Origin of the sequence: Sphingopyxis sp. BSNA05 (assembly GCF_013265645.1) — a bacterium.
Classification (GTDB): Bacteria; Pseudomonadota; Alphaproteobacteria; order Sphingomonadales; family Sphingomonadaceae; genus Parasphingorhabdus.
Window position 1 is genome coordinate 1 of the sequence record NZ_PYIA01000153.1, and the last position, 20813, is coordinate 20813.

At 59.8% G+C, this 20813-nt stretch carries 22 protein-coding genes and 2 pseudogenes; 10 read left to right on the forward strand and 14 right to left on the reverse strand.

From position 1 onward, the window contains the following. Positions 1-77: 77 nt before the first annotated feature. From C8024_RS18135 to aroQ, 8 genes are all read right to left on the reverse strand, one after another. Positions 78-1910: a DUF885 family protein gene (locus C8024_RS18135; protein ID WP_173207773.1), complete on the reverse strand. Its 1833-nt coding sequence runs from the start codon at positions 1908-1910 to the stop codon at positions 78-80. 134 nt (positions 1911-2044) lie between these two features. Then, on the reverse strand, positions 2045-2737 hold the full coding sequence (locus C8024_RS18140; protein ID WP_173207775.1) for a 2OG-Fe(II) oxygenase: 693 nt from the start codon (positions 2735-2737) through the stop codon (positions 2045-2047). 9 nt (positions 2738-2746) lie between these two features. Then, complete coding sequence (locus C8024_RS18145) at positions 2747-4027, reverse strand: amidohydrolase family protein (RefSeq protein ID WP_173207778.1); 1281 nt, start codon at positions 4025-4027, stop codon at positions 2747-2749. A 108-nt stretch (positions 4028-4135) separates the two neighbouring features. Then, positions 4136-4582, reverse strand: a complete 447-nt coding sequence (locus C8024_RS23855) for an RcnB family protein (protein ID WP_367947429.1) — start codon at positions 4580-4582, stop codon at positions 4136-4138. Beyond that, entirely contained in the window at positions 4531-5061 is a 531-nt protein-coding gene (locus C8024_RS22255) for a hypothetical protein (RefSeq protein ID WP_254306067.1), read from the reverse strand. The genes C8024_RS23855 and C8024_RS22255 overlap by 52 nt, the downstream gene beginning before the upstream one ends. Before the next feature lie 289 nt (positions 5062-5350). After that, positions 5351-6691, reverse strand: coding sequence for an acetyl-CoA carboxylase biotin carboxylase subunit (accC, locus tag C8024_RS18160; protein WP_173207822.1), 1341 nt, complete (start codon positions 6689-6691; stop codon positions 5351-5353). Positions 6692-6811: 120 nt separating this feature from the next. Further along, positions 6812-7288, reverse strand: coding sequence for an acetyl-CoA carboxylase biotin carboxyl carrier protein (gene accB / locus C8024_RS18165; protein ID WP_254306069.1), 477 nt, complete (start codon positions 7286-7288; stop codon positions 6812-6814). A 20-nt stretch (positions 7289-7308) separates the two neighbouring features. Continuing rightward, positions 7309-7746, reverse strand: a complete 438-nt coding sequence (gene aroQ / locus C8024_RS18170) for a type II 3-dehydroquinate dehydratase (protein ID WP_173207787.1) — start codon at positions 7744-7746, stop codon at positions 7309-7311. An 84-nt stretch (positions 7747-7830) separates the two neighbouring features. Between aroQ and thiS the strand changes: the two genes are divergently transcribed. The 8 genes and pseudogenes from thiS to C8024_RS18210 all read left to right on the forward strand — a co-directional run bounded on the left by thiS (position 7831) and on the right by C8024_RS18210 (position 14554). Continuing rightward, positions 7831-8826, forward strand: a complete 996-nt coding sequence (gene thiS, locus C8024_RS18175; RefSeq protein ID WP_173207790.1) for a sulfur carrier protein ThiS — start codon at positions 7831-7833, stop codon at positions 8824-8826. Between the two features lie 325 nt (positions 8827-9151). Further along, positions 9152-9505 carry a UrcA family protein gene (locus C8024_RS18180; RefSeq protein WP_164089046.1) on the forward strand — a complete coding sequence of 118 codons (354 nt, stop codon included), beginning with the start codon at positions 9152-9154 and terminating at the stop codon, positions 9503-9505. A 373-nt stretch (positions 9506-9878) separates the two neighbouring features. Further along, positions 9879-10228, forward strand: a pseudogene (locus C8024_RS18185) (DUF1153 domain-containing protein). A 16-nt stretch (positions 10229-10244) separates the two neighbouring features. Continuing rightward, the gene (locus C8024_RS18190) at positions 10245-11375 is read left to right on the forward strand and encodes an EAL domain-containing protein (protein WP_100093503.1); all 1131 of its coding nucleotides are present in this window, start codon (positions 10245-10247) and stop codon (positions 11373-11375) included. A gap of 164 nt (positions 11376-11539) precedes the next feature. Beyond that, positions 11540-12169: a wax ester/triacylglycerol synthase domain-containing protein gene (locus tag C8024_RS18195; RefSeq protein ID WP_173207793.1), complete on the forward strand. Its 630-nt coding sequence runs from the start codon at positions 11540-11542 to the stop codon at positions 12167-12169. A 5-nt stretch (positions 12170-12174) separates the two neighbouring features. Further along, on the forward strand, positions 12175-13080 hold the full coding sequence (locus C8024_RS18200; RefSeq protein ID WP_173207796.1) for a WS/DGAT domain-containing protein: 906 nt from the start codon (positions 12175-12177) through the stop codon (positions 13078-13080). 75 nt (positions 13081-13155) lie between these two features. Next, the gene (locus C8024_RS18205) at positions 13156-14070 is read left to right on the forward strand and encodes an SDR family NAD(P)-dependent oxidoreductase (RefSeq protein ID WP_173207799.1); all 915 of its coding nucleotides are present in this window, start codon (positions 13156-13158) and stop codon (positions 14068-14070) included. 25 nt (positions 14071-14095) lie between these two features. Next, positions 14096-14554: a MaoC family dehydratase gene (locus C8024_RS18210; protein ID WP_100093506.1), complete on the forward strand. Its 459-nt coding sequence runs from the start codon at positions 14096-14098 to the stop codon at positions 14552-14554. A gap of 80 nt (positions 14555-14634) precedes the next feature. Here C8024_RS18210 and C8024_RS18215 read toward each other — a convergent pair. Beyond that, positions 14635-15668, reverse strand: a pseudogene (locus C8024_RS18215) (rod shape-determining protein). A gap of 423 nt (positions 15669-16091) precedes the next feature. Between C8024_RS18215 and C8024_RS18220 the strand changes: the two are divergent. Continuing rightward, positions 16092-16541: a universal stress protein gene (locus C8024_RS18220; RefSeq protein WP_173207803.1), complete on the forward strand. Its 450-nt coding sequence runs from the start codon at positions 16092-16094 to the stop codon at positions 16539-16541. 112 nt (positions 16542-16653) lie between these two features. After that, positions 16654-16989, forward strand: coding sequence for a universal stress protein (locus tag C8024_RS18225; protein WP_367947430.1), 336 nt, complete (start codon positions 16654-16656; stop codon positions 16987-16989). A 9-nt stretch (positions 16990-16998) separates the two neighbouring features. Here the strand turns inward: C8024_RS18225 and C8024_RS18230 are convergent, their stop codons facing one another. The 5 genes from C8024_RS18230 to C8024_RS18250 form a co-directional block, all read right to left on the reverse strand. Continuing rightward, positions 16999-17814, reverse strand: a complete 816-nt coding sequence (locus tag C8024_RS18230; RefSeq protein WP_217272303.1) for a DUF2189 domain-containing protein — start codon at positions 17812-17814, stop codon at positions 16999-17001. Between the two features lie 110 nt (positions 17815-17924). Further along, positions 17925-18689 carry an SDR family NAD(P)-dependent oxidoreductase gene (locus tag C8024_RS18235; protein ID WP_173207810.1) on the reverse strand — a complete coding sequence of 255 codons (765 nt, stop codon included), beginning with the start codon at positions 18687-18689 and terminating at the stop codon, positions 17925-17927. A gap of 108 nt (positions 18690-18797) precedes the next feature. Continuing rightward, positions 18798-19364 (reverse strand): molybdopterin dinucleotide binding domain-containing protein, encoded by a 567-nt coding sequence (locus C8024_RS18240; RefSeq protein ID WP_173207813.1) that lies wholly within the window; start codon positions 19362-19364, stop codon positions 18798-18800. After that, positions 19268-20524 (reverse strand): molybdopterin-dependent oxidoreductase, encoded by a 1257-nt coding sequence (locus C8024_RS18245; RefSeq protein WP_173207816.1) that lies wholly within the window; start codon positions 20522-20524, stop codon positions 19268-19270. Before C8024_RS18245 ends, C8024_RS18240 begins: the two co-directional genes overlap by 97 nt. A 50-nt stretch (positions 20525-20574) precedes the next feature. Then, positions 20575-20813: molybdopterin-dependent oxidoreductase (locus C8024_RS18250; protein ID WP_173207819.1), on the reverse strand; the 239-nt coding region annotated here is incomplete at its 5' end.

A 20813-nucleotide genomic window follows, 5' to 3' on the forward strand; every position in this document is an offset into this window, starting at 1 on the left:
TTTATGAGTCCACTACCTAGCAGCAAGCTGCCAAGTCTGCGCATCCTTCTCCCTCACGGGAGAAGGAGCAACAAAACTCAAGTCTGCGAAGCAATCCAGTCGCGGATCTTGCTTTCCAGCACGGTCATCGGCAGCGCGCCGGTGTTGAGCACCTGGTCGTGGAACTCGCGCGGGTCGAACTTGTCGCCGAGCGCGTCCTGGGCTTCCTTCTTCAGCCGCTGGATGGTCAGCGCGCCGATCTTGTAGGCCAGGGCCTGCGAGGGAATCGCGATATAGCGTTCGACTTCGGCGGTCGCATCGGTCTCGCCCATGCTGCTGTTGTCGAGCATATATTGGATCGCCTGTTCGCGGGTCCAGCCCTTGCTGTGCAGGCCGGTGTCGACGACCAGCCGCATCGCGCGGAGCATCTCGTCGTCGAGATGGCCGAAGCGCTGATAAGGATCGTCATAGAGGCCCATCGGGAAGCCGAGCTTCTCGGAATAAAGCGCCCAGCCTTCGACAAAGGCGGTGTTGCCGCCAAAGCGCATGAAGTTCGGCAGGTCGGTATTTTCCTGGGCCAGCGAAATCTGGAAATGATGGCCCGGCGCGCCTTCGTGCAGATAGAGGGTGGTGATGCCCGATGTGTTGCGCGAGGGCAGGTCATAGGCGTTGAAATAGAAGACACCGGGACGCGATCCGTCAGGCGTGCCGCTCTGGTAGGAGCCGCCGGCCTGGAATTTCTCGATCGATTCGTCATAGGGCCGGATTTCCAGCGGCGATTTCGGCAGCACCTTGAACTGCTCGCCGATCTTCGCGTCGACCGTCTTGCCCATGTCATAATAGGCCTGGGTCAGCGCTTCGCGCGATTCCGGATGGAATTGTTCGTCGGTGCGCAGGAAAGTGAAAAATTCGGACAGGGTGCCGTCAAAGCCGACCTCGGCCTTGATGTCTTCCATTTCGGTCTTGATCCGGGTGACTTCGCTGAGGCCGAGATTGTGAATATAGTCGGCTTTCAGCGGCAGGGTGGTGGTGTTTTCGATCATGTTTTCATAAAGAACCGCACCGCCCTTCATGCTCGACAGGCCGACTTCCTCGCGCGCCACCGGCAGATATTCATTCTTCAGGAAATCATGCATGCGCTGATAGCCGGCGAAAATCTCTTCGGTTGCCGCTGCATATTCCTTGGTCAGGCGCGCCTTGTCGGCCTCGCTGAAATCTTCGGGGAAATTCTTGGTCGGGGCCATGAACGGGCTGTTCTCGAGACCGAGGCCGATCTGGGTGGCGAGCTGTTCGATGACATTGGTGATCGTCAGCTTGGTTTCGACAACGCCGCTGTCCATGCCTTCGCGGAAACGGCCGATCGACCGGTCACCGATGGTGATGAACTGCTTGTGGCGTTTGAGATTGTCCTCGTAATTTTTCACCGTCTTGAACGGCGCGCCGCCCTTGCCGGAAGCAAAGTTGGGATAGAATGTGTGGAAGCCGCTGAAATGGTTGACCGGACGGACCACGGTCAGCGCCATGATTTCGTCGGACAGGCCCTTCAGCGCCTGCTGCTTGTCGCGCTTGAACACGTCATAGGCGATTTTATCGGTGGCGCTCAGCTTGCTGCGGTCGATCTTCATCAGGGCGGCCAGTTCGGCGGTTTCGGCGGCTTTCTCCTTGGCGAAATATTCGTCGGTGATATAATCACCGAGTTGGTCGGCATAGCGTTCGTCGCCGCGGAACAGCGCGCCGATCGGGTTGCGCTTCAGGCTTTCCTCGTCGCTCTTGGCGAACAGGGCCTTCAGCTTCTGCCCCTCGGTCATCTCCGCTTTTTCGTGATGTTCCATCGCCGCAGCGCTGGTCGCGGCGAGCGGCTGGGCGATCGCGATGCTGCCGGTCGCCAGCAGGCTGGTGCCGAGGAGAAGTGCGAGAGATTTCTTGATCATATCTGGTTCCTGTTCAAAAACTGTTATGGCCAGCTAACACGCTAAAGTATCACCCGCAACGACTTCGCCGAAATTGTGATGTCGTTGGTCGAATCCGGTCGGCGGTTGATCGGAGAGCGGGGCCCGGCAGGAGATCAGGCCTCGCGCCACTTGTTCAGCCGGAACCATTTGGTGATGATATATTTGGTCCCCTGTTCGACCGGCGATCCGGCGTGCAAAGTGTCGATATTGGGCGTCCCGTCGGGCTTCATATTGTTCCAGATCAGCAACATCCCGCGACGCGGTTCGACCTCATATTCGAGCTGCGGGAAGGCGGTCGTGCCACCCTTTTCCGGCTCGTTGAGATAGGCCATCGCGGTCCAGCTGCGCTGCCCGCCGTGGGGGCCTTCATATTGCCAGTAGGATTCGCTCTGGTGGAAATAGTCGTGGTGGTCCTTGAACTGCTGGCCCGGCTGGTAGCGCTGGCCCTGGAGAATCTCGCTATGCGATTGCGGCAGGCCCATCAGGTCGCAGATCGCCTTGTCGATGCGCTGGATGTCGGGATCGGCGGGGTCGACGTTGCAGCTGTAGCTAGTGCGATAGCCCTCGCGTTCGCTGCCCTTGTAGAGAGTCGAAGGCTGGCTATTGCTGTCGATCATGTCGATGAGCAGATCGCAATCGGCGTCGCTGAGAAAATTCTGGTGGACATAGAGCTGGACCAGCGGGCTTTCCAGCCACTGCACCCGCGGATGGGCGTTCAGCGTCTCCGTGACGTGGCGGCCCAGCTCCGCCATCCGGCGCGGGCTGGCATATGCTTCCGTCTGCTTTTTCGAAAAGACCTTGGCCATGATCGCAGCCTAGTCGATGACGCGGCCGCGGACCATCACCCAGTCGACCTTTTCCAGCGCGCGGACATCATCCAGCGGATTGCCGTCAAGCGCAATCATGTCGGCGGAATAGCCGACCGCGATCCGGCCGATCTCATTGTCCATGTCGAGCGTTTTTGCGGCGATGCTGGTGGCGCTGGCAATGGCTTCGCGCGGAGTCAGACCGGCATCGACCATCAGTTGCAGCTCCTCGGCATTGCGCCCGTGATTATAGACGCCGGCATCGGTGCCAAAGCCGATCGGCACGCCCAGTTTCTTCGCCAGAGTGACCGCCTTGCCGACGCGGCCCATGGTCATGCGGATCTTGTCCTCGACCACCGGGGTGTAAATGCCCTTGCCGAGCCGCTCGCTGACACCCTTGAACGCCATCAGCGTCGGCACCAGCACGGTGCCATTGGCCTTCATCACCTTGAGCGCCGCCTCGTCGGCAAATGTGCCATGGTCGATCGTATCGATGCCGGCCCGCGCCGCCGCCTCGATGCCGCGCGCGCCATGGGCATGGGCCATGACTTTCAGGCCGAGCGAGTGGGCGGTATCGGCGATCGACCGCATTTCCGCGCTGGTAAATTGCGCGTCCAGTCCGCGTCCCTGCTGCGACAATACGCCGCCGGTGGCGGTGATCTTGATGATATCGGAGCCGGCCCGGCTTGCCTTGCGGACTTTCTCCGCGCATTCGACCGCGCCGGTGCAGCTATAGCCGCTGGTCAGCAGGTCGTTCACATCCTCGGTAAAGCCCGACACATCGCCATGGCCGCCGACAATTGCCAGCGCCGGACCGGCCGCAATGATGCGCGGACCCGGAATGATCCCTTCGGCAGTACCCCGGCGCAGCGAAAAGGCGCTATATTGCGAAGAGCCCGCCTCGCGCACGGTGGTGAAGCCGGCCTTTGCCGTGACCAGCGCGTTTTTCGCGCCGACAACCACGCCCCATTCGGCCGGTTCCGTGGTCTCCTTCCAGAAATCGCCACCCGGATCGCCGGTCAGATGCACATGCAGATCGATCATGCCGGGCATGACGGTCTTGGTGGAGAGATCGATGATGGTAGCGCCGGCATCATATGCTGCGTCCGGCCCGCGCCGGATCTCGGCGATCCTGCCATCCCGAACGATGATCGTTGCCGGTCCGCTCGGCTGCGCGTCAGCATCGGTCAGCAGATTGCCGACGCGGATGATCCGGTCCTGGGCAATGGCGCCGGCCGGCAACATTGCCAGCGCCAGGGTTGAAATGGTCAGGCCGAGCGCGCGTATCATCTTCAGTCTCCTCTTGTCCTGACGCACTTCTGCTTGGCGGCCCCGCATGATGCAACAAAAACCCACCGCCTGGTCAGGCAGCGGGTTTGGTGTTTCAGGCTTCCGGTCTTACCAGAAGAAGTCGTAGATCACGTCGATGACTTCGCCGCTATAGGTATCGACCAGCAGGACATCGTCATAATAGCGGATCCAGCGGGTGCCCGCATAGGCGGTGGGCAGGCGGTAGCGCCAAGGATCGTTGATCCAGTAGCGCGATCCGTAAAAGGATGTGCCCAGAAAGACCCCGATGTTCCAGCGGCGATAGCTGTGCGAGCGATAGGGCGAATAATAGCGGCCGAGCCGGTAATAGCTGCGGTTGGCCTGGCGATAGCGCCGCCAGTCATAACGCCGGTCCTGGCGCCAGTTGCGGTTCCAGTCGCGATTGCTGCGGTTGTAATTGCGGTTGTTTCTGGCCTGCCGGTTATCCCGGTAGCGGCGATCGATCCGGCCGTCCCGGTCGCGGTCTACCCGCCGGTCGACGCGGCCATTATTGTTGCGGTCATAGCGCCGGTCGATCTGCCCGTCGCGATTGCGATCATAGCGCCGGTCAACCCGTCCGTCGCGATTATTGTCTCCGCGTCGTGCCGCGCGCTGGTCCGCGGTGCGCCGGTTCTGTATGTCCGACCGGTTGGCCGCGCGCTGGCGATCCACCCGCCGGTCCCGCTGGGTGGCGAGATTGACATTCCGGTCAGCAGACCGTTCGGTTCGGGTTGTCCTCTGGGATTCCCGGGCTTGCCGGCTAATCGTTGCCTCCCCGCGATTGTTGCGTGCTTGTGGCCGTCGCTGTCCGCGGTCGCCCGTCCGGTTGGCCTGGCGGTTGCCCGGTTGGCGCGGCGCTCGCTGCGACCGTCGCGCTGCAGGGCAACGGCGCCGGTGAGGTCGACTTTTGCCAGTCCGGGGGCGCTGTTGAGACTGGGTGCAATCTCGGCGGCTGATGCCGCGGCAGGCGTCAACATCGTGGCCGCCATCAGGCCGGGAACGAAAAATATACGCATGGCTTACTCCTGTTGTTGGCGACTCCATTTGCCGCATCTGTGCAACAGGTGATAGTTTATTAACCCTGTCGGACTCCTGAACTGACTTGTTATGTTCAGGAAAGGTGGAAGTTATCTGAACATTGCTGTTCAGATAACTTCCACCCCGGACTTGGTCCGGGGTCCATCACGGGTCCTCTAATCGATTTGTTTTTCTGATGGGTTTGCTGACGAACGAGCGGTGCGAACCAACGCTTTCCTGTTTGATGCAAGTTCAGGAGATAGACCCCCGCCTGCGCGGGGGCACGGCTTAATCATTCAGATTATCCTTCTCCAGCCACTCTTCGAGCCATTTGATCGTATATTCGCCGGACTGGAATTCCTCGTCATAGACCAGCTTCTGGTGCAGCGGGATCGTGGTCTGGACGCCTTCGATGACAAATTCGTCCAGTGCGCGGGCAAGCCGCATCATGCAGCCGTCGCGGGTGCGGCCATAGACGATCAGCTTGGCGATCATGCTGTCATAATAAGGCGGAATCGAATAGCCGGCATAGAGACCGCTATCGACCCGGACGTGCATGCCGCCGGGGGCGTGATAGCTGGTAACCTTGCCGGGCGATGGGGCCCAGGTCTTGGGGTTTTCGGCGTTGATCCGGCATTCGATGGCGTGACCGCTGAACACCAGGTCTTCCTGCTTGACCGAAAGATCACGACCGTCGGCGATGCGGATCTGCTCGCGCACCAGATCGAAGCCGGTGATCATCTCGGTGACCGGATGCTCGACCTGCAGGCGGGTGTTCATTTCGATGAAATAGAATTCGTCATTCTCGTAGAGAAATTCGATGGTGCCGGCGCCGCGATAGCCCATGCCCTTCATCGCGTCGACGCAGACCTTGCCCATGGCTTCGCGCTGCTCGGCGCTGATCACCGGCGAAGGCGCTTCCTCGAGGACCTTCTGGTGGCGGCGCTGCAGCGAACAGTCGCGCTCGCCCAGATGAATGGCATTGCCGCGGCCGTCGCCGAACACCTGGAATTCGATATGGCGCGGATCGCCGAGGTATTTTTCGATATAGACGGTCGCGTCACCAAAGGCGGCTTTCGCCTCGGTGCCCGCCTGTTTCATCTGGGTTTCCAGTTCGGTCTCGCTGTTGACCACTTTCATGCCGCGCCCGCCGCCGCCGGAAGCGGCCTTGATGATCACCGGATAGCCGACCTGCTTGGCGACTGTCTTGGCCTCGGCAATCTCGCTGACCGCACCATCGGAACCGGGGACCAGGGGAATGCCCAGATCGCCGGCGGTTTTCTTGGCAGCGACCTTGTCGCCCATGATTTTGATATGTTCCGGCTTCGGGCCGATCCACTTGATCCCGTGCGCCTCGACGACTTCGGCGAAATGCGCGTTTTCGGACAGAAAGCCGTAGCCGGGGTGGATCGCGTCCGCGCCGCTGATCTCGGCGGCTGAAATGATCGCCGGGATCGACAGATAGCTGTCGGCGGCGGCCGGAGGTCCGATGCAGACCGCCTGGTCGGCGAGCCGCACATGCATGGCATCCGCGTCGGCGGTGCTGTGGACGGCGACGGTTTCGATGCCCAGCTCTTTGGCCGCGCGCAAAATCCGGAGGGCAATTTCCCCGCGATTGGCTATCAGGATTTTTCAATGGTCATATTACGACGCCCCCGTGCCGTTCGCGTCGAGCGCAGTCGAGACGCATGTGTTTGGAAGCCGGTCTCTCGACTTCGCTCGAGACGTACGGAGTGACTTAGACATCATCTATGCGATCACGACGAGAGGCTGGTCAAATTCAATCGGCTGGCCATTTTCGACCAGGATGGACTTGACCGTGCCGGCGGTGTCGGAGGTGATCGGATTCATCACCTTCATCGCCTCGACGATCAGCAGCGTGTCGCCCACGGCAACCTTGTCTCCGACGGAGATGAAATTGGCTGCGCCCGGTTCGGGGGCGAGATAGGCGGTGCCGACCATCGGCGATTTCTGGGCGCCGGCGTGATCGTCTGCCGGAGCAGCTTCGGCAGCCGGGGCTGCAGCGGCAGGGGCAGGAGCCGCTGGAGCGGGCATAGAAACCGGCGCGGAAACAAATGTCCCGCCGCCGCGAGCGACCTTGATCTTGCGGTCACCGTCCTCGACTTCAATCTCGCTCAGGCCGGCCTTCTCGAGAATCGCGGCCAGATCGCGAACCAGTTTGATGTCGACATTCATGCCTTCACCCGTTTCTTTCTTTGCAGACATATTTCGTCCTTATAATGTCGTTAAAATTTGCTGGCAGCTTCCAGCGCCAGTTGATAGCCGAAAGCACCAAAGCCGCAAATGGTCCCTTTTGCAACCGGTGCAATGAAACTCTTGTGGCGATATTCCTCGCGCGCAGCGGGGTTTGAAATATGCACTTCGATGACCGGCGTGTTGATCGCCTTGATCGCGTCGAACAGGGCGAGCGATGTATGGGTCAGGGCGCCGGCATTGAGAATTACCGCATGCGCCCCTTCTGCCGACGCTTCGTGCAGCCAGTCGACCAGATGCCCCTCATGGTTGCTCTGGCGAATATCGACATCGAAACCGAGCGTCTGCGCATGGTCCTCGATCTGGCCGGCAATCTCGTCGAGCGTCTCCGAACCGTAGATTTCCGGTTCGCGCATGCCGAGCAGGTTGAGATTGGGCCCGTTCAATACATAGATGGTCTTGGCCGCCAAGATATTGGTCCTTCCCACAGGCTTTTGGTTGCGACTGGAGCGCCCTCTTTATATGGCTCGTTTTTGAAAAGCGAGATCAAAGACATGAAAGTTACCGAAATGGCTGAAATCCAGATCCGATTGAACGGCGATACCCACAAGATTGCAGCCGGCGGCTCGATCGCCAATCTGGTGCGTTCGCTCGATCTCGATCCGGCCAAGGTGGCGGTCGAACGCAATCGCGAGATCGTCACCCGGTCGACACTGGAAGATGTCACGGTCGAACAGGGCGACGAGCTGGAGATTGTCCATTTCGTCGGTGGCGGCTCCGGTGACGACAGCTGGACTGTCGCTGGCCGCACCTTCAACTCGCGGCTGATTGTCGGTACCGGCAAATATAAGGACTTTGCTGAAAATGCCGCCGCGGTCGAAGCGTCCGGTGCAGAAATTGTTACCGTGGCCGTCCGCCGGGTCAATGTCATGGACCGCAACCAGCCGGTGCTGATGGACTTTATCGATCCGAAGAAGACCACCTATCTTCCCAACACCGCGGGCTGTTTCAATGCCGACGAGGCGATCCGCACCCTGCGGCTGGCGCGCGAGGCGGGCGGCTGGGATCTGGTCAAGCTGGAAGTCCTCGGCGAGGCCAAGACATTATATCCCAATATGCGCGAAACGCTCGAGGCGACCGAGGTGCTGGCCAAGGAAGGCTTCAAGCCGATGGTCTATTGTGTCGATGATCCGATTGCCGCGAAGCAGCTGGAAGACGCCGGCGCCGTGGCGATCATGCCGCTGGGCGCGCCGATCGGGTCGGGTCTGGGTATCCAGAACCAGGTGACGATCCGGCTGATCGTCGAGGGCGCGAACGTGCCGGTGCTGGTCGACGCCGGTGTCGGCACCGCGAGCGATGCAGCGGTGGCGATGGAACTGGGCTGCGACGGCGTGCTGATGAATACGGCCATTGCCGAGGCGAAGGAGCCGGTACGGATGGCCCGCGCGATGAAGCTTGCCGTCGAGGCCGGGCGCGAGGCCTATCTGTCCGGACGCATGGGCCGCCGCATGTATGCCGACCCGTCGAGTCCGCTTTCCGGGCTGATTTAGTGCCTTAATACAGCAAGATATGGTGTCATCTGTAACTAGCTGATTCGTAACAAAAGTTACATGATGTTAAATTGGTCGACCGACGATTGTCGTTGGTCGAAGCCGTCTGCCGTTCGCCGATCAAAATGGCGGTTTATCGAAGTCCGGATGCTCGCCGGGCATCGCTCCCCTATCCAAGATGGTGAGGCGGGAGCACAACCAACGTCTCTCCAGACAGCCATTCCCCGGCACGATGGATAAACCGCTCCCGACCTCACCCCCTAACGGGCTGCGCCGGCCCCCATTTTATCCGGCAACGCCCAGAAAATTTTTGAGGAGTGAGAGAATGTCGAACATTAACTTTACAAAGTCCCTTTGTGCCGCTGCCGCGATTGCCGTTGCCGCAACCGGCTTTGCTGCCAGCGCCAGTGCCCAGGGCCGGATCACCCGGACCGCCACGGTCGAATATGCCGATCTGGACCTGACCAGCGAACATGGTCAATCGACCTTGCAGGGTCGTCTGAAGGGCGCCGTTCGCGAAGTCTGCGGCAGCGTCGACGCGAAGAACCTGACCGACGTGCTGGATCATGGCGCCTGCATGCAGGAGGCCAAGGCCTCGGCCCAGCGCGCCAGCGTCACGATCATGGCTGCGGCCAAATCCGGCCAGCCCGTCAAAACCGCAATGGTGATCAGCAACTAAAGCAGATTCCGAGAGCCGCAAATCCCCAACAAGCGGCCGCAATTTGGCCAAAACAGCCTTCAAAAGCCCCGGTGTCCCTTACACCGGGGTTTCTTTTGTGGATAAGGCTTCTTTACTGTAAAAGCAACTATAGACAATTATTTGTATTTATTCTGTAGTAATACTATCTTTATACAGTTCAATATAAAATGATAATCTAATAAATATGAAAGGCTTGCAATTATCCAAGTATTTCTAACGTATTAACCATCGCTGGAAACGCGATGTAAACGTTTTTCCGCTCATATGTAAATGATTGTAACACGGGGTGCAGGTAAAAATGGCATCCTGATGGGATGATTCAGCGGGGTCGCCGCAGCGTCTGGGAGGTTCTATGGAAATTGATCGGCAGAGAAAACCGAAGAAAGTTATCGGTCCTTTCGGTGAAGCCTGAGCCTCAATGATTTGCCGAAAAGCAATACCACCAGATGGGTGATCCGGCGAAAGGCAGAAGTGGTCGCGGCCGTTACCGGTGGCTTGCTCAGCCTTGAGGAAGCCTGTGATCGCTATGATCTCTCGCTCGAGGAATTTCTCTCCTGGCAGGAATCCATCGACAAGTCCGGTCTGCCCGGGCTGCGGATCAGCTATCTTTCCAAATATCGTACAGAATACCGGGCGAGACAGGAAAAGCTCGAACAGACAGGGTCGCAATCACCTCGAGATCCGTTAGCGGATCTTCACTAACTGAAAGCCCTACATCATGTCCAACAAGCGAGTCCTCGTCATTGACGAAGAGAGCGCGTTTACGCGTTTCTTGCAGGATGACCTCGAGCAGCGCGAAATATCCGTAGCATGTGTCTATTCTCCCGGCGACGAGAACGGAGCGACAGCCTTCGCTCCCAATGTCATCCTCGCCGATCAGAAAATGCTCTCCCAAAGCAACGCCAGCCTGTTGCACAAATTGCCTCTTGTTCTGATGACCGGAGCGGATTCGCAATGGTATAACGGCAGCGAAGCCTCGATAACGGCGGCCAATTCGCAAATTGTCGCAACGATACCGAAGCCATTCGAGCCCAATATGCTGGCCGAGCTGATCGACCGATATGCGCAGGACAGCCAGAAGATCAATCTGGACACGGAATATATCGAGGCGCTGGTCGCGAGCAACCGGTTGCTCGACAATCTCGTCGTCGAATTCCAGTCCAAGCATGCGCTGGATGATGGCCGGATCGTCGGCTATGAGGCGCTGTCGCGGCTGAAAACCCGGCGCGCGATCAGCCCGGCGACAATTTTCTCCGCCGCGACGGAAATGTCGCTGGAGATAGAGGCGACGATGAATGTCGTCGACCAGGTGATCAAACTGGCCAGTTCGCTGCGCCGGTCCCGGAAGACCATGCCGGTGTCTTTCAATTGCAGCGCAATATTGCTGACCCAGTCCGATTTCGTCGACGCGCTTTTTGCCCGGTTGCAGCAGTCGCCGAATATGGGTGGTTCGGTGATCATGGAAATCACCGAGGAAAACCGGGTTGCCAATATCAAGGTCGTCTCCGAAATCTGCCAGATGCTGGGCCAGTACGGGCTGAAAGTGTCGATCGACGACTATGGCACCGGCCACAGCAATCTCGACCGGATTGCCGAAATCCCCTTTGCCGAGCTGAAGCTGGACAAGGAAATTTTCTGGGCCTTCTGTAACGACCGGGTCCCGATCACGGTTCTGGGATCGATCATCGACTTTTGCCACATGCGCGGAGCCAAGACGGTGGTCGAGGGCATCGAGACGCCGTTCCATCTGGAAAAGGCGCGGCTGCTGGGCGCCGACCAGGGCCAGGGCTTTTACTGGGGACGCGCCGTGCCACCGCAATATCTCGTCAAGGACTGGCAGGGATTCTGATCCCCGGGCCGCGCGACGGCAGATCGCCATGGCCGGGATCTTTCTTCATTCCGCCGGTCTCGCGCAAGGTCGGGTGCGCATATTCCGGCAGTGTTTTACGGATTCGCATATCAGACATATTTGAACTATGCTGACCGTCATTACAGCGGCTTGAGGGGATTCTAATGAAACAGCTGAGCGCACTGGATGCGATGTTTGCCTATACCGAAACCGCGAACACGCCGATGCATATCGGCCAGTTGCTGATTTACGATCCCTCGACCGCGCCGGGCGGCAAGGTCGGATTCAAGGACATCCTGCGCTATATCGAAGGGCGTCTCGATGGTGCGCGGATCTTCCGGCAGAAACTGGTGCGGGTGCCCCTCGATCTCGATCATCCTTACTGGGTCGATGACGCGAATTTCGATCTCGAGTTTCACGTCCGCCATATCGCTTTGCCCAAGCCGGGTGACTGGCGGCAATTGTGCATCCAGGCGGCGCGCATCTATGCCCGGCCGATGGACATGAACAAGCCGCTCTGGGAATATACGGTGATCGAAGGACTCGACAATGTCGAGGGCGTGCCGAAGGGCAGCTTCGCGGTCCTGCACAAGATGCACCATGCCGCGATCGACGGCCAGTCGGGGCTGCAGATGACGCTGGCATTGCACGATCTCGATGCGGAGATGAAACCGCGCACATTCGACATGCAGTTCCAGCCGGAGAAGGATCCTAACCCGGTCGCCCTGCTCGCCAAGGCGCAGTTCAACAATATCGCCAATCCGGTGCGCGGGCTGCAGAATTTGCAAAACTGATCCCGATGCCGAAACGGCTGTTCGACGTGCAGCGCGAATTCCGCCAGCGGGATGACGCCAAGGGCAGCATCCCCAAGACACGCTTCAACAAGAAGCTCAGCCCGCACCGCGTGTTCGACGGGCGTGAATTTGCCCTGTCCGACATCAAGAAAATCCGCGAGGCTTTTCCCGGAGCGACGGTGAACGATGTCATGATCGCGGTGGTCAGCGGATCGATGCGCGGCTATCTCGCGGCCAAGGACGATCTTCCCGAAAAGACGCTGAAGATCGGCGCACCGGTCTCGGTGCGGACCGACGATGACAAGGATAGCGCCGGCAATCAGGTGACGATGATGCAGGTCGGCGTCGGCACCCATCTGGCCGATGCGGGTGACCGGTTGAAATTCATCATGGAGGAAACCCGGCGCTCCAAGGCTATGACCCAGGCGCTCGGCGCCAAGACGCTGATGGAATTATCCGGCGCGATGCCGGCTGGTCTCACTGCAGCGGGGACCAAGATGATGGTCCGCGCCGGTCTGGTCGAGCGGCTCAATCCGGCGGTCAATACGGTGGTCACCAATGTACCCGGGCCAATGGTGCCGATGTATTTTGCCGGGGCCGAGCTGGTCAAGAGCTTCGGCATGGGCATATTGGCCGAGGGCCAGGGGCTGTTCCACGTTGTCACCAGCTATAATGGCAATGTCATCCTGACCTTTCTGGCCGACCGCAACATCATGCCCGATCCGGAATTTTACGCGACCTGCATTTCCGACAGTTTTGCCGATCTGATGAAAGCGGCGGCGAAGCAGGCGGCGTCGGATGCCAAAAAGGCCAAGGCCAAGAAGTCGAAGCAGCCGAAAAAGCCGAAAAAGCGCGTTTCCTCCTCTGCCGCTACGGCGGGCAGGGGCCGGACAAAAACGACTGCAAAATAGCGGCCTTCCTGCTTGACTCGGCGGGTCTGATTGCGCATCGGTTCCGTTAATCATTCAATTAAAGAAGGACTCGCCATGAGCACTGTAGAATTTAACGATCGCGTCGCCATTGTCACCGGCGCGGGGGCCGGTCTGGGCCGCGAACATGCCAAGGAACTGGCGCGGCGCGGCGTGAAAGTTGTGGTCAACGATTTCGGCGGCGCGCGCGATGGCACCGGCGGTTCCGCTACCGTGGCCGAGCAGGTTGTAGCCGAAATCGAAGCCGAAGGCGGCGAAGCCATGGCAGCCGGCTGCAGCGTCACCGACATGGCTGCGGTCGAGAAGATGGTCGCAGACGCGATCGCCAAATGGGGCCATGTCGACATTCTCGTCAACAATGCCGGCGTGCTGCGCGACAAGAGCTTCCACAAGATGAGCATGGAAGATTTCCAGTTCGTCATGGACGTCCACCTGACCGGCAGCGCCAATTGCACCAAGGCCGTCTGGGATCATATGCGCGAACGCCAATATGGCCGGATCGTGATGACCACATCCTCCACCGGTCTCTACGGCAATTTCGGTCAGGTCAATTATGGCGCCGCGAAACTCGCTCTGGTCGGCATGATGAACAGCCTGCACCAGGAAGGCGCGGGCAAGGGCATCCACACCAACTGTATTTCGCCTGTGGCCGCCACCCGCATGACCGAAGATATCATGCCGGAAGAAGCCCTGAAAGCCCTGGTCCCCGAAGCGGTGACCCCGGCTGTGGTCTATCTGTGCAGCGACGGCGCGCCTTCGAAGACCATTTTGACGGCGGGTGCCGGCGGCTATGCAGCGGCGAAAATCTTTGAAACAGAAGGCATCTGGCTGCCGGAAGACAAGCGCAGCGCCGAATCCATTGCCGAAAATATCGACCAGATTTTGGACGAAACCGGCATGCAGGAATATGCCAATGGCGGCGGTCAGGGCGGCAAGTTCTTCCGCCGGATGCAGGAAGTCATGAAGGGCTAAAAGACCCGCGAACAGGAGAAATAATATGCCAACGATCAAAGCAAGCGAACTGGAATCCTGGAAGGGCAAGGAGGTCGGTGTATCCGACTGGGTCCTGGTTGATCAGGACCGGATCAACACATTCGCCGACTGCACCGAGGACCATCAGTTCATCCATATCGACGAGGAAAAAGCCAAGGCTACACCCTTTGGCGGCACCATCGCCCATGGTCTGCTGACCCTCTCGCTGTTGCCGAAACTGTCCTACGGCACGACGCTGGGCCTCGAAGGCACGGTGATGGGTATCAACTACGGCTTCGACAAGGTGCGCTTCCTCAATCCGGTGCGCGCCGGTTCCAAGGTCCGCGGTCGTCACACATTAGTGGACGCGGTCGAAAAGCAGCCCGGTCGCTGGTTGCTGACCTATAATGTGGTTGTCGAGATTGACGGTATCGAGACGCCGGCATTGATCGCGACTTCGCTGGTGATGATCGTGGTCGGCTAGGCCAACAGAACGAGACAAGCAAAAAGGGCTCCGGACCGGTTCCGGGGCCCTTTTTATTGCCATTCTCTATTCCGATGGTCTCAGGCGGGGATGAGCACGTTGCGCAGCAGCGGATCTTCCATCGCCCGGCCCGCGCCATTGGCAACGCAGGTCAGCGGATCGTCGGCAATAGTGACCGCCAGGCCGGTTTTCGCGGAAATAAATTCGTCAATCCGTCCCAGCAAGGCGCCGCCGCCGGTCAGGACTATGCCCTGTTCCATGATATCCGCGGCCAGCTCCGGCTTGCTGTGCTCGAGTGCGTTGAGCACGGAATCGGCAATCTGTCCGACGGGTTCGGCAATGGCCCGGGCAATCTCGGCTTCGGTGATGGCAATTTTTTCGGCATGCCGCTGACCAGGTCGCGGCCCTTGATATGCATCGTCCGGCCTTCGCCCTCCGGACTCATCGCACTGGCGATTCCGTGTTTGACGAGTTCCGTGGTGGTTTCACCAATCGCCAGATTATGCTTGCGGCGGATGTGCGACGCGATGGTGTCGTCGATCTTGTCGCCGCCCATGCGGCCCGACGTGCTATAGGCGAGCCCTTGCAGCGACAATATCGCGACCTCGGTGGTACCCCCGCCGATATCCACCACCATTGCCCCCACCGGATCGGTCACCGCAAGACCGGCGCCAATCGCGGCGGCCATCGGCTCCTCGATGAAGTAGATCCCGGATGCACCCGCGTTGGAAGCAGCATCGCGCAACGCGCGAAGCTGTACATTGGTCGAACCGGACGGAATGCAGACCACGATATCAAAACGCCGGAATATCCCGGTCTTTTTCTTGTGAACCTTGTGAATGAGATGATTGATCATCTGCTCCGCCACATCGAGATCGGCGATTACGCCATCCTTGAGCGGACGAAGGACCCTGATATTGGCAGGCGCCTTGCCCATCATCAGCTTGGCATCGCTGCCAACGGCGCGCACCTTGGTCACGCCGTCACGTGTCTCGAGCGCAACCACCGACGGTTCGTCGAGAACGATCCCGCGATCCCGCGCGTAGATCAATGTATTGGCCGTACCGAGATCGATAGCCAGGTCATGCGACCGGAGCTTGAAAAAATTGTTCATAAAGGAGGAAATACTTCAACTAGAGCGGCCATATTGCCAATGTCATCGGGGGGCATGCCTCGGGTGACAGCGCGCCAATGAACCTGCGCTGTATAGCTATTCGACGCCAGCGGGATGCCCATTCGTCATATGGGTGGATAATTCGGTCGAACCGATTTTTGCGCGCCGTTCCTCGCCGGCATTGCGGCGCCAGGGAGAGGAGAATGGCAGGGTGAGATGGATGGAGCCCCTCGATCATCCATGAAGCTCCGACCGGATACGCGCTTTATTGGCCAGCTGGTGACGGGCCTGCGGACATTGTCTGCCAGATCGCGGACCGCAGCATTTTCTATCGGCAAGGCTGCTGTTTTTGCTTGCCGGCGGTTAGCCTTGATCCGGGCATATCCGTACAGATACTGATGTCGATCAGTCCGGAAATGTCTATTGTCATTGAAACAAGGCTATCTGGCGGCGGTTGCGGCGGGAAGAATGGCCAGTCATTTGAAACAACAGGAGCAATATTCCATGGCCGTACCGACGAAAATTCTGGTCGCCACCGATCTGACAGCCAGGGCCGACCGGCCGTTCGCACGGGCAAAATTGCTCGCCGACATCTGGAATGCAGCGCGGACCCTGCTATTTGTCAGCAGCCCCAAGACGGAGGTTGATATCGCGAAGGTCGAGGCCCAGCTGCTGCGCAACTATGGCGCCGATGCCGAAGGCTGCAATCTGGCTATAAATTACGGCAAGCCTCCCCAGGTGATCGCCGAAACGGCGGAACAGCTGGACAGTGAACTGATCATCGTCGGCGCGCGCGGCATAATAATATTTCCGATTTCTTCCTCGGCACGGCGGTCGACCATCTGGTCCACCATGCCAGATCGCCCGTGCTGATCGTAAAGGAGCGGCCCCGCGCCAATTATGACCGCATCCTCGTGGCAACCGATTTTTCGGAATTTTCCGCCCATGCGCTGCGCACCGCGCTGGACTTTTTCCCGCGGCGAAAATCGAGCTCGTGCACGCCTATCATGTCGCCTACGAAGCCTGGCTGAAATCCGATGGCGTTGCCGATGAAATGCGGTCCGACGCAGAAAAAGAATTGCAGGATTTCATGACCGGCCTGAACCTGCCGGAGAGCCATGCCTCGCGGGTCACACCGCATCTGGTCGAGGGCAATTTGCACCAGTCGGTCCACAATATGCTCGATAGCGGTGATTTTGATCTGCTGGTGCTGGGGACGCATGGTCGCGGCGGTTTCGTCATGGCAACCATCGGCAGCCGTGCCAGCGAAATGATGGGCTGGTCGCCGGTCGACGTGTTGATGGTCAGAAAACCCGCCTAGGGGCGGACCCTAGGCCAGCGCCGCCTCTGCATTTTCCTGATCCTCTGTTGCGGGCGCGCCGGTCAGGCGCCGGTACAGGTGCCATGTCGCATGGCCCAGCACCGGAAGGACGACCAGCAGCCCCAGGAAAAGCGGCAGCATGGCGATGAACAGCGTTACCGCAATCAAGACCGCCCAGGCCAGCAGCACGAATGTGTTCGACCGCACCGATGCCAGGCTGACGATGATGGCGGTGATGAAATCGACATTGCGGTCGACCAGCATCGGCAGGCTGGCGACCGTGATCGCGTAGAAGACCAGAGCCATGATCGCTCCGACGATGCTGCCGACCACCAGCATCATGATCCCGGCGCGCGTTGCGAAAAATGCCATCGACTCCGACCCTGTGCCGGATTCGGCCAGAAAAATGGCAAATATGCCATGGGCTATCATGATCCAGAATCCGAAAGCGACAAACAGGATGACCCCCATGCTCAATATCTGTTCGTCGCCGCGCCCGCGTAGCGCACCGAGAATCGCGCGCCAGCTCATCGGCAGGCCGGCTTCGCGGCGGCGGCTGACCTCATAGAGACCGACCGCGACAAAGGGTGCGAGCAGCGGGAACCCCGCAGCCGCCGGAACCAGCCAGGCGATCTCGCCGCGGACAAAAAGAGCGAAATAGATGAACATGCCGGCGCTGACATAGATGGCGGCAAAGAACAGGCCGAAGGCCGGATAGGCCCTGAAATCGTTCCAGCCGGCTGCCAGCGCGGCGCGAAGGTCGGCGAGCTGGAGATCGCTGGCAACCGCCACCGGCGCAATCTGTGCCTGTTTGCCCATGTTCATTCCATCTCCTCCCCGCGGAAATATGCGGGCAGAATGCCGCAAATCTTCCGCTACATCAAGTTTCGGCAGGATTGCTGATTTTTCGCTTCAGCAAATGGTCTGAAATCGGTTCAGGGTTTGCCGGCGATCCGGATGCACTGGCCGGTCACCCATTCGGAAGCCGGTGCGCAAAGATAAAGGGTCAGCGCGCCAATATCCTGTGGCGTGCCCAGTCGCCCCGCGGGCAAGCCGAGTGTGTCCTCGAAGCCGACAAAATCCTCGTCGGTCATGTCCAGCGCCTTCTTGACCGTGTCGGTGGGGACGAAGCCGGGCAGGATCGCGTTGACGCGCGTCTTGGGTCCGAGCTCGTGGGCGAGGGTCTTGGTTAGCATCAGCACACCAGCCTTGGCGGCGCTATAATGGCCGCTGCCGGGGAAGGGGTCCTGCGCGGCCAGCGAGCTGGTGTTGACGATCCGGCTGCCCTCGCCGAAATGCTTGCAGGCGGCACGCACGCCATGGAAGACCGAGGTCAGGTTGGTCGCCAGCGTCTTGTCCCATTCCGCTTCGTCCAGTTCGGTCAGCGGTGCGGACACCAGCGAACCGCCCGCATTGTTGATCCAGATGTCGAGCTTGCCAAATTCGTCGACTGCGCGCTGGGCTAGCGCATCCATATCGGTGGCGCTGGTCACATCGGTGGCATGGGCGATGGCCCGACCGCTGCTGTTGCTGGCGTTTATTTCGTCCGCCACCCGGCTTATCTCGTCCATGCTGCGCGAGGCACAGACAACATTGCAGCCCGCATCGGCGAGGACCTTTGCCATGCCTTCGCCTATCCCCCGACCCGCGCCGGTGATAACGGCGACTTCGCCGGCGAGGTCGAACAGGGGATTGGTCATATTGGGAATCCTATAAGTAACCGTTCGCCCTGAGCTTGTCGAAGGGCCCTGCGCGTCAAGCCAGATGCTTCGACAGGCTCAGCACGAACGGATTTGGTTTAATGGCAATTATTCCGCCGCCTCTAGTTCCACCGTCGCCTGTTTCGCCCTTACCCGTATGGGAATGGCGCTCATCAGCGGAATGCCGGTGCGCTTGTCATAATCGCGGTCGTTGAACGACAGTCGCCCGGTATTGCCGCCCGCGCCGAGCGGGTCTTCTTTCTCGTCGGGATTGGTGCCCCAGCTGTGCGGTGTGGAAACACAACCTGCACGCACGGTCTTGTCTGCCTTGGCGACGCAACTGATGAAAGCGCGGGCCGATTCCAGCTCGACCGGCTGGTCCTCGGACAGGCCCAATGCTTCCATATCGGCCGGGTTCATGAAGGCGGGATGATGCGGCACGCGTTTGCGCTGTACGGGATCTTCGTGCCAGTTGCTGTTGTGGATCGCGGTCATCCGCCGTCCGATCATCCGGAAGGGGAAGTCGCCGTCCTCGATCGGCTCGCCCAGCTTGGCGGCATATCCGGCGAGCTCTTCCATCATCGCGCCGTTGCCGACCGACAGCTTGCCTTCCCAGCCGGCCGGTTTGGGTTGTACGAGCAGGGCCTGGGCTTCGACGATCTTGCCCTTCTGCACCTCTTCATCCTCGTAGAGCTTGGCGATATCCGCCGGGCATCCGTTAAGCGATGCGCTCCACGCGCTGATCGGATCGGGGGTTTCGCCGGGCGGGAAAGGCGTTGCTTTCTCTTCCCGCTCATCGGGATGGGCGAGCAATGCCCAGGACTTGACCTTGATCGTCTTGTCCATTTCCGAGGCGAGCGCGTGGATGAACTCATATTCCTCGCACAGATCGGACCTTCCGGGGACTGCATGATCGGCGGGCTGGCCTGCGCATAATTATTCTCGAAGCCCCAGCCGGCACCAAAGCCTCCGTAGATTTCCGGCGCAGCGGTGTTTCCGTGCACCTCATAATGCAGCTTGGGTGCGATGACATAGTCGGCCAGCTCGGCGGTCTTCGACATGCGCGGGTCGATGCAGACCAGCAGATCGAGCGCCTTCATCGCCTCGAAGGTTTTGAGCTGGTCAGGCCAGGCAAGCATCGGATTGCCGCCGAGACAGATCAGCGCCTTCACCTGCTTGTCGCCGGGCGTCAATATCTCGTCGGGCAGCGCCGAGGTCGGCATGCCGGAAATGCTCTGCTCGAGATCGCGGCTGTGCAATTTGCGGCCGAAACCCCAGGCGGGGATCGGGCCGGGCGTGGCGGCGATCGGCGGGGCGGGCTTGGTGAACACGCCGGTGCGGCGATTGAGATCGCCTTCGCGCAGCCAGTGCCCCATGATCGAAGTCAGCGCGAGATTGAGATATTCGGTGATATTGCCGCCGCCCGACATATTGGTGCCGGTGCCGCCGCTGATGCTGGCCTTTTTCCAGCTGCCGTACATGCGCGCCGCGCGAACTATATCTTCTGCCGCCACGCCAGCGCGGTCGGCGGCCGGTCCGGCGTCGAATGGCTGCACGGCTTTTTTCAGCGCTTCGAAGCCATCGACATCGCCGGCGACGAAATCCTTGTCGTACAATTCCTCGTTGATGACGATCTTGGCAATGGCGCCGAGCAGGATCGGGTCCTGTCCGGGGCGGCACTGCAGATGGATATCGGCCTGCTTTGCGCTGTCGGTAACGCGCGGGTCGATCACGATCAGCTGCATGCCGCGCTTCTTCGCGTCGTGCAGCTTTTTCGCCGGGTTCATACCGAGGCCGCCGTTCATCGACACCACCGGATTGGTGCCGATCAGCATCAGCCCGTCCCAGTCGCCAACCCGTGGCGCGCCGGCGAGCCATGGTCCGATCAGGCGCGGGCGATACCTTTGCCGGGCTGATCGATGGTAACGCTGTCATAGACCGAGGTCGATCCGATCGAGTCCATCAGCGCCAGCATGAAGGCATGGGCGTTGACATTGTTATAACCGAAAGTGCCGACATAAGAGGCCACGCTGTCGGGGCCATGTTCCTCGACGATCCGCTCGAGCCGCGCGGCAATATCGCGCGCCGCATCGCGCCAGTGCACCGGCTGCTTCTCGCCGTTTT